Annotated in this window: 15 protein-coding genes; all 15 read right to left on the minus strand. The window is 65.5% G+C overall.

All coding sequences use genetic code 11. The annotated features are described in order from the left end of the window. Positions 1-3: 3 nt before the first annotated feature. A complete protein-coding gene (gene queC, locus QM741_RS18475) occupies positions 4-717 on the minus strand; it encodes a 7-cyano-7-deazaguanine synthase QueC (protein ID WP_415209213.1) in 714 nt (237 codons plus the stop codon). Positions 718-813: 96 nt separating this feature from the next. After that, entirely contained in the window at positions 814-1,482 is a 669-nt protein-coding gene (gene queE, locus QM741_RS18480; RefSeq protein ID WP_415209214.1) for a 7-carboxy-7-deazaguanine synthase QueE, read from the minus strand. 126 nt (positions 1,483-1,608) lie between these two features. Next, complete coding sequence (ybgF, locus tag QM741_RS18485; RefSeq protein ID WP_415209215.1) at positions 1,609-2,442, minus strand: tol-pal system protein YbgF; 834 nt, start codon at positions 2,440-2,442, stop codon at positions 1,609-1,611. Positions 2,443-2,515: 73 nt separating this feature from the next. After that, complete coding sequence (gene pal, locus QM741_RS18490) at positions 2,516-3,031, minus strand: peptidoglycan-associated lipoprotein Pal (RefSeq protein ID WP_415209216.1); 516 nt, start codon at positions 3,029-3,031, stop codon at positions 2,516-2,518. 64 nt (positions 3,032-3,095) lie between these two features. Continuing rightward, positions 3,096-4,406 (minus strand): Tol-Pal system beta propeller repeat protein TolB, encoded by a 1,311-nt coding sequence (gene tolB / locus QM741_RS18495; RefSeq protein WP_415209217.1) that lies wholly within the window; start codon positions 4,404-4,406, stop codon positions 3,096-3,098. A 3-nt stretch (positions 4,407-4,409) separates the two neighbouring features. Then, positions 4,410-5,336, minus strand: a complete 927-nt coding sequence (locus QM741_RS18500) for a cell envelope integrity protein TolA (protein ID WP_415209218.1) — start codon at positions 5,334-5,336, stop codon at positions 4,410-4,412. After that, positions 5,336-5,791 (minus strand): ExbD/TolR family protein, encoded by a 456-nt coding sequence (locus QM741_RS18505; protein ID WP_415209219.1) that lies wholly within the window; start codon positions 5,789-5,791, stop codon positions 5,336-5,338. The genes QM741_RS18500 and QM741_RS18505 overlap by 1 nt, the downstream gene beginning before the upstream one ends. Before the next feature lie 33 nt (positions 5,792-5,824). After that, on the minus strand, positions 5,825-6,514 hold the full coding sequence (tolQ, locus tag QM741_RS18510) for a protein TolQ (protein ID WP_415209220.1): 690 nt from the start codon (positions 6,512-6,514) through the stop codon (positions 5,825-5,827). Between the two features lie 7 nt (positions 6,515-6,521). Further along, entirely contained in the window at positions 6,522-6,947 is a 426-nt protein-coding gene (gene ybgC, locus QM741_RS18515; RefSeq protein ID WP_415209221.1) for a tol-pal system-associated acyl-CoA thioesterase, read from the minus strand. Beyond that, positions 6,944-7,999: a Holliday junction branch migration DNA helicase RuvB gene (ruvB, locus tag QM741_RS18520; protein WP_415209222.1), complete on the minus strand. Its 1,056-nt coding sequence runs from the start codon at positions 7,997-7,999 to the stop codon at positions 6,944-6,946. Before ruvB ends, ybgC begins: the two co-directional genes overlap by 4 nt. Before the next feature lie 43 nt (positions 8,000-8,042). After that, positions 8,043-9,941 (minus strand): potassium transporter Kup, encoded by a 1,899-nt coding sequence (locus QM741_RS18525; protein WP_415209223.1) that lies wholly within the window; start codon positions 9,939-9,941, stop codon positions 8,043-8,045. A gap of 35 nt (positions 9,942-9,976) precedes the next feature. Continuing rightward, positions 9,977-10,567, minus strand: coding sequence for a Holliday junction branch migration protein RuvA (gene ruvA / locus QM741_RS18530; protein WP_415209224.1), 591 nt, complete (start codon positions 10,565-10,567; stop codon positions 9,977-9,979). Then, the gene (gene ruvC / locus QM741_RS18535; RefSeq protein ID WP_415209225.1) at positions 10,564-11,130 is read right to left on the minus strand and encodes a crossover junction endodeoxyribonuclease RuvC; all 567 of its coding nucleotides are present in this window, start codon (positions 11,128-11,130) and stop codon (positions 10,564-10,566) included. Before ruvC ends, ruvA begins: the two co-directional genes overlap by 4 nt. 10 nt (positions 11,131-11,140) lie before the next feature. Next, positions 11,141-11,788, minus strand: coding sequence for an esterase/lipase family protein (locus tag QM741_RS18540; RefSeq protein WP_415209226.1), 648 nt, complete (start codon positions 11,786-11,788; stop codon positions 11,141-11,143). Between the two features lie 35 nt (positions 11,789-11,823). Then, positions 11,824-13,596 carry an aspartate--tRNA ligase gene (gene aspS / locus QM741_RS18545; RefSeq protein WP_415209227.1) on the minus strand — a complete coding sequence of 591 codons (1,773 nt, stop codon included), beginning with the start codon at positions 13,594-13,596 and terminating at the stop codon, positions 11,824-11,826. Positions 13,597-13,660: the final 64 nt, after the last annotated feature.

Consider the following 13,660-nt stretch of genomic DNA (forward strand, 5'->3'; position numbering starts at 1 on the left):
CGATCAACGATAGCGCGTCGGATCGGCCACGCCGGCATCGGCGAAGCCGAGCGCGCGCAGGCGGCAGGCGTCGCAGTGGCCGCAGGCGCGGCCATCCGTGTCGGCCTGGTAACACGACACGGTTTCGGCGAAATCGACGCCGAGTTCGTTGCCGCGGCGGACGATGTCGGCCTTGCTCATGCGGATCAGCGGCGCGTGCACCGTCAGTTTCTTCGCCTCGACACCGACCTTGGTGGCGAGATTGGCGAGGTGTTCGAACGCGGCGATGAATTCGGGCCGGCAATCGGGATAACCGGAGTAATCGACCGCGTTGACGCCGCAGAAGATGTCCTGCGCGCCGAGCACTTCGGCCCAGCCGAGCGCGATCGACAGCATGATCGTGTTGCGTGCCGGCACGTAGGTGACCGGAATGCCGTCGCCACCTTGCTCGGGTACGGCGATGTCGTCGGTCAGCGCCGAGCCACCGATGCTGCGCAGGTCCACGTGCACGGTCTTGTGCGCGACCGCGCAGCGCGCAGCGACGCGCCGGGCGGCGGCGAGTTCGGAGGCGTGGCGCTGGCCGTATTCGACGCTGAGCGCGTGGCAGGCGAAGCCCCTCGCGCGCGCGATGGCGAGCGTGACGGCGGAATCCATGCCGCCTGAGACGAGGACGACGGCGCGCCGGGGAGACGTGATTCGTGATTCGTGATTCGTGATTGGAGTGATGTTCGTTGACATATTTGCTTGGCCTTCAAGTGCCCGCTCTCTTTACGCGCTATCGCAAATGCAGCGCACGAAACTGCGGAGTCCGCAATCCCAAATCGCGAATCACGGCTACCGCCCCGGCTCGTTGCCCCAGAGCAGCTTGTGCAATTGCACCTGCATGCGCACCTGGCGGCTGTCGGAGAGAATCCAGTCGGCGAGGTCGCGCGGCGCGAGTTTGCCGGCGACAGGCGAAAACAATACTTCGCAGCGCGAGGCCAGGTCACGCTCGTCGAGCATGGCCAGCGCCCAATCGTAATCGGCGCGGTCGGCGAGCACGAACTTGATCTGGTCGTGGGCGTTGAGCACGTCGAGATTGCCCGGCAGGTTGCGCGCGGACTCGCCCGAGCCCGGCGCCTTCACGTCGACGACGCGGCTGACGCGCGGATCGACCTGCGCCACGTCGAGCGCGCCCGAGGTTTCCAGCGACACCTCGAAACCCTCGTCGCAAAGCCTGCGCAGCAGCTCCAGGCAGCGCTTCTGCGCGAGCGGCTCGCCGCCGGTGACGCAGACATGCCGCGTTTTATACTTTTTCACTTCTTCTACAATGTCGCCTATCTCGCGCCACTCGCCGCCGTGGAAGGCGTATTCGGTATCGCACCAGACGCAGCGCAACGGACAGCCGGTCAGGCGCACGAATACGGTCGGCCAGCCGACAGTCCTCGACTCACCCTGCAGCGAGTGGAAGATTTCGGTGATGCGCAGGCGCCCGGCGCTGGCGGTGGAAGTTTCAGACGACATGATCGCAAGTAGACCAACCGGCCGTCATTCCGGCGAAAGCCGGAATCCAGCGCCTTTGCCGTTCAGGGAGGCGGAAAATGAAAAGTCACTGGATTCCCGCCTTCGCGGGAATGACGAGCAAAAAGCTTATCGGCGTTCCATCTTGAGCGCGCGCAGGCGGCCCTGGGCAAGGTTCGCTTCCTGCGTGCCTGGATACTTCGCGACGACCTGGTTGAGCGTCGCCTCGGCCTGATCCCACTGCTTGAGTTCGTACTGGCAATAGCCGACCTTGAGCAGCGCGGCGGAGGCTTTCTGGCTGTTCGGATACTGCGCGAGCAGCTTGTTGAACGCGTCGAGGGAAACCGGATAGTTCTGGGTGACGTAGTACGATTCGCCGAGCCAGTAGTACGCATTCGGTGCCAGGTCGCTGTTCGGATACTGGCCGAGGAAACTCTGGAACGCGCGCGCGGATTCGGCATAGCGGCCGTCCTTGAGCGTGGCGAAGGCCGCATCGTAGGCAGCCTTCTCATCGGCCGGATTGGCGGGCGGCGGTAGCGGTGCCGGCGCGGAGTCGACTGCAGGCGGCGCGGTATTCGGCGGCACGGCCGCGCCTGCGCCGAGCGAGATGTCCTGCATCTGTCCGTTGTTCGCCGGCGCATTCGCCGCTGTCGCAGCGGACGGCTTGCCTTCGAGCTTGCTCAGACGCGAATCGGCATCGATGGCCTGATCGTGCACCTGCTGCTTGAGCTGGTCGAGCTGGTGCTTGAGTTCCTCGTTCTGGCCCTGCAGTTGCTGGACCTGCGACTGCAGCGCATTGATCTGGTTGACCAGTTCGACGCTGCCGCCCTGGCTGCCGCTCTGCTGTTCGAGCCGGGCGACGCGCTCTGCGAGACTTTCGCGCTGCGCGTGCGCGGGAGCCGCGAGCGCCGCGACGGCGAGCAGGGCCGACGCACGGAGAAAACGGGTCGAGGTCGTGGACATGGTTTCTCGGGTTCGAAAAAAGAAAAGGCGCGCCGGTGCTTTCGACCTGCGCGCCTCGCTCTTGGTTCCGCCGTTACTGCTTCGAGGTATAGACGATCTCGACGCGGCGGTTCTTCTGCCAGCAGCCCTCGTTGTGCTCGCGGCAGACCGGACGCTCTTCGCCGTAGCTGACGACGTTGATCTGGCTGACCGAAGCTCCGGCGGCGGAGAGCGCGCTGGAGACGGCGTTGCCGCGGCGCTCGCCGAGGCCCTGGTTGTAGTCGCGCGTGCCGCGCTCGTCGGCGTTGCCTTCCAGCGTCACCTTCGCGCCGGGGAACTCGCGCAGGTATTCGGCGTGGCAGGCGATCTGGGCCTGGAATTCCGAGTGGATTTCGGTCTTGTCCAGATCGAAGTAGATGACGCGCTGGCGCAGGCACGGATCTTTGTCGAGGCTGTCGACGGTGTACCTGCCGTTGCTGGTCGGCGCCGTGGTGGCCACCGGGCCGTTGTCGACCGGCGGCGGAGGCGGCTTCGGCTTGTTGCTCGAGCACGCGGCGAGCGCAGCCGTCGCAGCAACGGTGGTCAGGAGAACGCGGAACGGGGTTTTCATGGTCATTGCCTCAATGGTTGGCTTAGGGAGTAGTTCGGTATCTCGACGTCCAGGTCGAGGTTTTTTATTGTCCACGCTGACGGTAAGGTCCCCACGCCGGCGTGCGCACATCCCCGTCGGCCAGAACCAGCCTCTGGCGAACGCGACCGTCCGCCGATACAGCGTAGAGCACGTCGCGCGGTCCCTCGGTCGCGGCGTACAGAAGCATGCTCGCGTTCGGCGCGAAACTCGGCGATTCGTCGAAATTCCCCGGCGAAATGGGCGTGTTGCTGCCCGAAGCGCGATCCAAAACGGCGATATGATACATGTTTTTATTGCCCTGCGACATGGCGATTTTCTTGCCGTCGTAGCTAACCGAAGCCTTGAGGTTCTGATCGCCGGCGAAGGTTATGCGCGATTCGCCGCCGCCCACCGATACTTGGTAGATCTGCGGCTTGCCGCCGCGGTCGGAGGTGAAATAGATCGTCGCGCCGTCGGACGACCATACCGGTTCGGTGTCGATCGCGTAGTTGCGCGTGAGCTGGGTCAGCGAGCGGCTGCCCAGGTCCATCACGTAGATGTCCGGGTTGACGCCGTTCGACAGGCTCAACGCGAGCTTGCTGCCGTCCGGCGAAAACGCCGGCGAAGAGTTGATGCCCTTGCGCGCGGAGACCACTTCGCGCGCGCCGGTGGCGATGTCCTGGATGTAGATGGCCGAGGAGCCGCGCTCGAACGATTCGTAAGCAAGCTTGCGCCCGTCCGGCGACCACGCCGGCGACAGCAATGGCTGGCGCGAAGTGACCACCTGCTGCGGGCCGTAGCCGTCGGAGTCGGCGATCATCAATGCGTAGGACGCGTTGTTGCCGGTGCCGCGCGCGGTGACGTAGGCGATGCGCGTGTCGAACGCGCCGCGCACGCCGGTGATCTTCTCGTAGACCGTGTCGGCGACGCGGTGGGCGATGCCGCGCAGGTCGCTGCGCTGGCCGCTGATCGCGAGACTGGCGAGGTTCTTCTGGTCGCCCACGGTGTACAGCTCGAACTCGACCTTGATCTCGCCCGCGCCCTGATCGATGACGCGGCCGACGACGATGTAGTCCTGCTTGAGCAGGCGCCAGGTCGGGAATTTGATCTCGCTACCTCGCGCGGGAGTTTCGACAACATCCGACTTCGGCAGCGCGCGGAACTGGCCGCAGCGGTTGAGGTCGTTGGCGACGATGTCGGAGACGTTCGTCTCCGGCGGCGCGCCGCTGCCCTGCCACTGGAACGGGACGACCGCGATCGGCAGCGCCGAAGCGTTGCCATTGGCGATTTCGAGCGTCAGGCCCTGCGCGAACAGCGGCGTCGCCCAGACCGCAAAAGCGAGGACGGCAAGCCAATTCAGGAGTCGTTGCTGCATGTTCTAACCACCGTCGTATTTGAAGATGAAAGTGATGTTGCGCTGAAAAACGCTTTCGTAGCCCTTGTACGGCAGCGGCTGCGCCTTGGTGACGGCCTGCTTGATCGAGTTCTGCGTCACCATGTCGGCATTGCACGGCGACCCGATCGCAGTACTGATCACCATGCCGCCGGGAATCTGCGTGATCGTGATCGTGCAGCGCACGCCGTTCGGCGTCGTGTCCGGGCGATTCCAATTATCAGTCACGACCTTGATGATCGCTGAACTGTATTCGGCGAGCAGGCTCGAATCGCTGCCGTTCATCCCGGTTTTGGCCACGTCGGACTCGGGTACGTCGGCAGCCGGCGCTTTCACCGGCTTGGCCGACGATTGCTGCTCCTGCAGGTCGTCGAGCTGCTGCAATTTTTCCTTCGCAAGACGCAGCTTCTTTTCGTTCGCCGCGCGTTCCTTGCGAATATCCTCGAGCTGCTTTTGGATCTGCTCCTGCTTCTCGCGCTGCTCGGCTTCCTTGCGTTCCTTTTCTTCCTGCAGCAGGATCTGTTTCTGCTTGACCTTCTCCTCTTCCGCCTTCTTCGCCTGCTCGGCCTTGAGCATCGCCATCTCGGCGATCTTTTCCTGATCGACGTTGTCGTTCTTCTGCACGGTCGGCGGCGGCGTCTTTTCCGGCTGCGGAGGCGGAGGCGGCGCGGGTTTGGGCGCGGGTGGCGGAGCGGCTTCCTGCTTCGGCGGCACGGGCGGCGTCTTGCTCGGTGGCACGAGCTTCGGCGCGCCGACTTTGCCGACCAGTTCGGCTTCGATGACCGGCCCCTGCAACGTCGGCATCGCCTGCGGCGTCGCCCAGAACAGACCGAAAAACAGCAACGCGAACACGCCCAGATGCACGAGCAGTGCATACAGGTAGGCGCGGGCCTTGTCGCTCGTGGTCTCCATCATTCGGTCGCGATGTGGACTATCGCTACTTGTTGGAATCCTGCAACGGCTGGCTCATCAATTGCAGATGCGTCACCCCTGCCTGCTGCAGGCCCGGCCAGATTCTGATACGCCTGCCCATACGGCACGCGCGAATCCGCACCGAACAACACAGGGACATCCGGGTTCTGGCGCACGATCGCGGCCACCTGCTTGACGATGTCGTCGGGAGACATCTCCTCGCGCGGTGCGCCGCTCTTGGTGAGGTAGAACTTTCCGTCCTTGTCGACGCCGATGAGAACCGGCTCTTTCGGCACGGACACGGCCTTCGCGGTGGACTGCGGCAACTTGATGTCGACGCCGAGGTTGAGCAACGGTGCCGTCACCATGAAGATGATCAGCAGCACGAGCATCACGTCGATGTACGGAACAACGTTGATCTCGGCCTTGAGCTTGCGTTTCTTGCGCGTGCGCATGATGGCTTCAACGTGAGTCGGAGCGGCGCGGGGTCAGGCGCCGTCGTCCGCGTGCACCTGGCGCTGCAGGATCGAGGAAAATTCCTCGACGAAGGTGTCGAAGCGCGTGGACAGGCGCTCGATCTTGGTCTGGAAGCGGTTGTATGCCCATACCGCGGGGATCGCGGCGATCAGGCCCATCGCCGTGGCGATCAGCGCCTCGGCGATGCCGGGCGCGACGGTGGCGATCGTCGCCTCTTTCTGGTTGGCCAGGCCGACGAAGGCGATCATGATGCCGGCGACGGTACCGAGCAGGCCGACGTAGGGGCTGATCGAACCGACGTTGGCGAGGAATTCGACGTTCTGTTCGAGCCGGTCCAGCTCGCGCGACTCGGCCACGCGCATGCCGCGTTGCGCACCCTCAAGGATCGTGCGCGCGTCGAGGCGGCCGCGCTGGCGCAGGCGCGCAAACTCGCGGAAGCCGGCTTCGAAGATGCTTTCGATGCCGGTGGTCGCGCCGCTCGAAGTGACTTCGCGGAACAGCCCGGCGAGGTCGGCGCCCGACCAGAAGCGCTCCTCGAATTCGTCCGCCCCTTCCATCGTCCGGTTGAGCATCGCGCGCTTGCGGAAGATGATCGCCCAGGACATGAACGAGAAGATCAGCAGCAGCAGCATGACGAGCTTGACGAAGATGCTCGCGTTGAGCACGAGGTCGATGATGTTCAGACCGCCGGTAGTGGGCATATCGTAGTTATGGCTTGAGGAAAACCAGGGATTCGGGGATGCGCTGCGGTTTGAAATCGGCCGCCGCGACGCAGGCCGCGCGCACGCGCGCGGTCACGAGCACGGCGCCGTCGGCACGCCGGAGTATACGTTGCGCGAAAGTCATCGAAGCTGAACGACGCTCGACCGTATCTACCGTGGATTCCATCTCGTCGTCGAGCCGTGCCGGCGCCAGGTATTCCACCGCCACGTCGCGCACGACGAAGACCACGCCGAGTTCGTCGCGCACGCGCGACTGGTCGATGCCGAGGCTGCGCAGCCACTCGGTGCGCGCGCGTTCGAGGAAGCGCAGATAGTTGGCGTAGTAGACGATGCCGCCGGCGTCGGTGTCTTCCCAGTAGATGCGCACGGGCCAGGAAAAGACCGGTGCCGCCGTCGCTGCGTCGCTGCTCATTCGCCGGACTCCGCCTCGCCGCCGTCGAACAGGTCTTCTGGCCGCGGCGAGCGCTTCGGCGCCTTCAATCCCAGATGCAGATACGCCTTGCGCGTGACCATGCGCCCGCGCGCGGTGCGCATCAGGTAGCCCTGCTGGATCAGGTACGGTTCGAGCACGTCCTCGATCGTGCCGCGCTCCTCGCTGAGCGCCGCGGCGAGCGATTCGACGCCGACCGGGCCGCCGTCGAAGTGGTCGATGACCGTGCCGAGCAGGCGCCGGTCCAGCGCGTCGAAACCGGCCGCATCGACCTTGAGCATCTCCATCGCCGCGACCGCGACTTCGCGCGTGATGCGCCCGCCCGCCTTCACTTCCGCATAATCGCGCACGCGCCGCAGCAGGCGATTGGCGATGCGCGGCGTTCCGCGCGAACGATGGGCAATTTCCGCCGCGCCGTCGTCGGCGCAGGCGATGCCGAGAATCTTCGCCGAGCGCCGCACGATCGCGGCGAGCTCGTCGGGCGTGTAGAACTCGAGCCGCTGCACGATGCCGAAGCGGTCGCGCAGCGGATTGGTCAGCATGCCCGCGCGCGTCGTCGCGCCGATCAGCGTGAACGGGGGCAGGTCGAGCTTGATCGAGCGCGCGGCCGGCCCTTCGCCGATCATGATGTCGATCTGGTTGTCCTCCATCGCCGGATAGAGGATTTCCTCGACGATAGGCGACAAACGATGGATCTCGTCGACGAACAGCACGTCGCGCGGCTGCAGGTTGGTGAGCAGCGCGGCGAGATCGCCCGCGCGCTCGATCACCGGCCCCGAGGTCGTGCGCAGGCTGACGCCGAGCTCGTTCGCAATCACGTGCGACAGCGTCGTCTTGCCGAGGCCGGGCGGGCCGAAGATCAGCACGTGGTCGAGCGCCTCCCCGCGCCTTTTGGCCGCCTCGATGTAGATGCCGAGTTGCTCGCGCACCGCCTGCTGGCCGAGGTATTCGGACAGTTTCTGCGGACGGATCGAGGCTTCTAGCAGCTCGTCCTCGCGTGTGGACGTCGATGAAATCAGGCGTGAATCGTTCATGCCGCGATTATGGCAGGAACACCCGCACCAAAGGATCGCGGCATCAAATCTCCACCTGCGTACCGAGCTCGATCATGCGGTTTCCCGGAATGCGGAAAAACGCCGTCGCCGGGCTGGCGTTGCGGGTGAGGAAGGCGAACAGCTTGTCGCGCCAGGCCGGCATGCCTCGCGCACCGGCGGAAGCGACGACATTCTCGCGGCTGAGGAAGAACGTCGTGTCCATCATCTCGAAGCCCAAGCCCTTGGCCTCGCAGTTCTGCAGCGAATACGGGATGTTCGGGTCCTCGGCGAAGCCGTAACGCAGCACGACGCGATAGAACTCGTGGCCGAGCGCGGTGATCTCGGTGCGCTCGCCGTATTCGGCCACGGGCGTGTCGAGCGTCTCCACCGTCATCAGGATGTTGCGCTCGTGCAGCACCTTGTTGTGCTTGAGATTGTGCAACATCGCGTTCGGCACGGCGTTGATGTTGGCGGTCAGGAATACTGCGGTGCCGGGCACGCGAAGCGGCGGATGCGCGACGACGCTTTCGATGAACGGCTCCAGCGCGAGACCGCCCTGCTTCAACTCGCGCAACACGAGTTCGCGCCCCTTGCGCCATGTGCTCATGATCAGGAACGAACCGAGGCCCAGCACGAGCGGAAACCAGCCGCCGTGCTCGATCTTGATCGCGTTCGCGCTGAAGTAGGAGACGTCCACGGTCAGGAACGCCAGCCCGAGCACGATCACGAGATAGCGGTTCCAGCCCCAGATGCGCCGCGCGACGACGCAGGCGAGGCAGGTCGACACCGCCATCGTGCCGGTCACCGCGATGCCATAGGCGGCGGCGAGATTGGCCGATGAGCGGAAGCCGAGCACGGCGCCGAGAATGAGAGTCATCAGGATGCCATTGACCCACGGCAGGAAAATCTGCCCCTGCGTCTCCTTCGAGGTGTGCTTGATCGCCATGCGAGGGGCGAAACCGAGCTGGATCGCCTCGCGCGTCATCGAGAACGCGCCGGTGATGACCGCCTGCGAGGCGATGATCGCCGCCACCGTCGCCAGTGCGATCAGCGGATACAGCAGCGCCTGCGGCGTCATCAGGTAGAACGGATTCGAGAGCGCGCCCGGATCGTGCAGAAGCAACGCGCCCTGGCCGAAATAGTTCAGCACCAGGGCGGGCGACACGTAGCCGAACCAGGCCATGCGGATCGGCTCCTTGCCGAAATGCCCCATGTCCGCGTAGAGCGCCTCGGCGCCGGTCAGGCACAGCACCACGCCACCGAGAGCGAGAAACGCATGCGCGCCGTTGTCGCGGAAAAACACCACCGCATGCCAGGGATTGAGCGCGTACAGCACTTGCGGCTGCCGCAGCACCTGCCAGACGCCGAGCGCGGCGAGAGCGGCGAACCAGAGCAGCATGATCGGTCCGAACATCGCGCCCATCGTCGCCGTGCCGCGCTTCTGCACCGAGAACAGGCCGACGACGATGACGAGCGTGATAGGCACCACCCAGTGCCCAAGCGCGGGCGCGGCGACCTTGACGCCCTCGACCGCGGACAGGATCGACACCGCCGGCGTGATCACGCCGTCGCCGTAGAACAGCGACGCGCCGAACAGGCCGAGCACGACGATCACGCGGCGCAGGCGCACGTTGTCGCGCGTGCCGCGCTGGGCCAGCGCCATCAGCGCCATGATGCCGCCTTCGCCCTTGTTGTCCGCGCGCATGATGAAGACCACGTACTTGAGCGAAACGACGAGGACGAGCGACCAGAAGATCAGCGAAAGAACGCCGAGCACGTTGTCCGCACTCACCGGGATACCCTGCTCGCCGAACGTGACCTGCACCGCGTACAGCGGCGAGGTGCCGATGTCGCCGTAGACGACGCCGAGCGCACCGAGGGCGAGCGCCGCGAGCGCTTTCTTGCGCGCGGCGCCGGTGAGCGTTTGTCCGTTGGCCTGCATGCGGAATCCCCAAAAACGGAACGGTTCGATTGCCTCTAGCGCAGGGCCGCCTTGAGCGCCTTGCGGATGATCGCCTCGGCATCGTCGTCGCTCGCGGCCGATTCCTTGACCAGGCGCGCGGCCTCGGCCGGCTTGTAGCCGAGCTGCTGCAATGCGCTCGCCGCTTCGGCCTGCGGATCCTTCGGCGCGACGCCCGTGCCGCCGGCCGGCGACGCCAGTGCCACGCCGTCGACGCGGTCGCGCAGTTCGACGACGATGCGCTCGGCGGTCTTCTTGCCGATGCCCGGTATGCGCGTCAACGCGGCGATGTCGCCCGACTGGACGAGGCGCGCGAACTCGTCGGTCGACACGCCCGACAGCACGGCGAGCGCGGTCTTCGCGCCGATGCCCGAAACTTTCTGGATCGTGCGGAACAGCACGCGTTCGGCTTCGCGCAGGAAACCGTACAGCGACACCGTGTCCTCCTTCGCCGCGTAGTGCACGTAGAGCGCGACTTCGCGTCCGGTCTCGGGCAGGTCGAATACGGTCGACATCGGCGCCTCGATCTCGTAGCCGACGCCGCCGACGTCGATCACGAGCCACGGCGGCTGCTTCGAAGCGAGGATTCCGCGCAAGCGGCCGATCATCGGAAACTTCTCCACGAAGATGCGCTGCCGCGCGCGCGGCCCGCGAGCGGCACGACCACGCGCAGTCGCTGCGCGCTCGCACGCGCATGCGCGTGGGTCAGCGCGACCGCGAGCGCATCGGCCGCATCGGCCTGCAGCTTGCGTTCGATGTTCAAAAGCATGCCGACCATGTGCTGCACCTGGCGTTTCTCCGCGCCGCCGCCGCCGACGACCGACTGCTTGATTTCCTTGGCCGAATATTCGGCGACGAACAGGCCGTGCGCGACCACGGCGCAGATCGCCGCGCCGCGCGCCTGGCCGAGCTTGAGCGCCGAATCGGCATTGCGGGCCATGAACACGCGTTCGATCGCGACCTCGTGCGGCCGATGCGCGAGCACGATGTCGCGCAACTCGTCGAAAAGCTGCTTGAGGCGCTGCGAAAAATTCTCGTTGTCGAGCAGGTTCACCGCGGCATGGAATACGTGCGTCGTCCGTCCTGCCGCGTCGACGTCGACGATGCCGACGCCCGTACGTTGCGAGCCTGGGTCGATGCCGAGAATACGAGTTGTCGAGCCCGCGCCCATGGTCGCTATCTTACGCCGCGGCTGCGTGATGAAACCGTTTATGGCGCAAAAACGCGATGGTCTGCGCCGCGGCCTCGTCGGAGAACAGGAGGCCCGTGTGCGTCGCCGGCACGACAACGTGATCGGCCAGACCCGGCAACTGCGTTTCCTCGACGCTGACCGTGCCGTCGTGCGGCATCGGCAACGCGCCGAAGACGAGGCCGAGGCCGAACGGCAGGCGCCCCGCGATCGCGCCGACCGGGCGCTTGCCGTTCCAACGATCGAGGCCCTCGAGCAACACGCCGAGATTCTTGCCGATGAAGAACGAGCCGCCCGGCAGCTGCGCGATGCTGCGCGCGATCGCACTGCCGCGCAACGGCGAGCCGAGGCAGACCACGCTACCGGCAACGAGGTCGGGCAGCTTGCGCAGCGCGCGCAGCGTCATCAGGCCGCCCAGGCTGTGGCAGACGAAATGGATGCGGCGCGGCGGTTCTTCCGAGCTTTCGATCGCGCGCACGAATTCGACCAGCTTGTCGATGCTGGCGTCGTGTTCGCTGAGCACGCTCGCATAGTCGAAAAAGTGTACTTTGTAGCCTTCACGCTCGATACGGCGGTGCAGCGCCGCCAGCGTGAAGGCGCGCATCCACAGCCCGTGCACGAGGATGACGTGTTCGCTCATGCGCCCCTGCTCGCTCCGGTCCCCTGCTCCCGCGGCTACGGCTTGGCCGGCTTCACCACGCGTACGTGCAGTTCCTGCAACTGCGCCTCGGCGACGTTCGAGGGCGCGCCGGTGAGCAGATCCTGCGCGCTCGCGGTCTTCGGGAATGCGATGACGTCGCGGATCGATTCGGTGCCGGCGATCAGCGCGGCGATGCGGTCGATGCCGAACGCAATGCCGCCGTGCGGCGGTGCGCCGTACTTGAGCGCTTCGAGCAGGAAGCCGAATTTCGCTTCCGCTTCCTCGGCGCCGATGCCGAGCAGCTCGAACACGGTCGACTGCATTTCCGGGCGGTGGATGCGGATCGAGCCGCCGCCGATCTCGTTGCCGTTGAGCACCATGTCGTAGCCGCGCGACACGGCCGTCGCCGCGTTCGCCTTGAGGTCGGCGACGTCGTCGACTTTCGGCGCGGTGAACGGATGATGCAGGGCGACGTAGCGCTTGGCCTCGGCGTCGTATTCGAACATCGGGAAGTCGGTGACCCAGAGCGGCTTCCACGCGTTCTCGGCGAGACCGTTGTCCTTGCCGACCTTGAGGCGCAAGGCGCCCATGTAGTCGCTGACCGTCTTGTACGGGCCGGCGCCGAAGAAGATCACGTCGCCGTTCTGCGCGCCGACCGCCTGGAATATGCCGTCGAGCGCCTTGTCGTCGAGGAACTTGGTGATCGGCGAAATCAGGCCGTCGCGGCCCTTGGCGATGTCGTCGACGCGGATCCACGCTAAGCCCTTCGCACCGTAGCGCGTGACGTACTGGCCGAGATCGTCGAGATACTTGCGCGGCTGAGACGCGCCGTTCGGCAGGCGCAGCGCGACGACGCGACCGCCGGCATCGTTTGCGGGACCCGAGAACACTTTGAAATCGACATGCCTGACGTGTCCGGCGATGTCGACGAGCTGCAACGCGATGCGCAGGTCGGGCTTGTCGGAGCCGTACAGGCGCATCGCCTCGGCGTAGGTCATGCGCGGGAACGGATTCGCCAACTCCACGCCGGCGACTTCGCGGAACACCTCGCGGATCATCGCCTCGACCGTGTCCTGCACGTCGGGTTCTTCGACGAACGCGAACTCCATGTCGAGCTGGGTGAATTCGGGCTGGCGGTCGGCGCGCAGGTCCTCGTCGCGGAAGCAGCGCGCGATCTGGTAGTAGCGGTCCATGCCGGCCATCATCAGCAGCTGCTTGAACAGCTGCGGCGACTGCGGCAGGGCGAAGAACTCGGTCGGATGCACGCGCGAAGGCACGAGGTAGTCGCGCGCGCCCTCGGGCGTGGCCTTGGTCAGGATCGGCGTTTCGATGTCCTGGAATCCGCGCTCATCGAGGTAGCGGCGCAGCGCGGCGACCAGGCGCGTGCGCATGCGCAGCTTGCGCTGCATGTCCGGGCGGCGGATGTCGAGATAGCGGTAGCGCAGGCGCGCGTCCTCGCCCGGCGTGTCGTCGAGCATGAACGGCAAGGGCGCGCTCGCATTGAGCACTTCGACCTTGTCGGCGACGACTTCGATCTTGCCCGTTTTCAAGCGATCGTTGACCTGCGCTGCCGGACGCGCACGCACGCGACCGGTGATGCGCAGGCAGAATTCATAGCGCACGTGCTCGGCCGCGGCGAACGCGTTGCCGTTCTCGGGCTCGACCACGACCTGGACCACGCCTTCGTGATCGCGCAAATCCACGAATATCACTCCGCCGTGATCGCGGCGCGTATCCGCCCAGCCGCAAAGCGTGACTTCGGAACCGACAAGGGTCTCGTCGACGAGACCGCAGTAATGCGTGCGCATGCCCAAGAACTACTCCGCAGAATTCCCAAACCCGACTGAAAGCCCGACTAGGATGGCCGGTCAT

This window comes from Rudaea sp. (assembly GCF_047601565.1).
GTDB lineage: Bacteria > Pseudomonadota > Gammaproteobacteria > Xanthomonadales > Rhodanobacteraceae > Rudaea.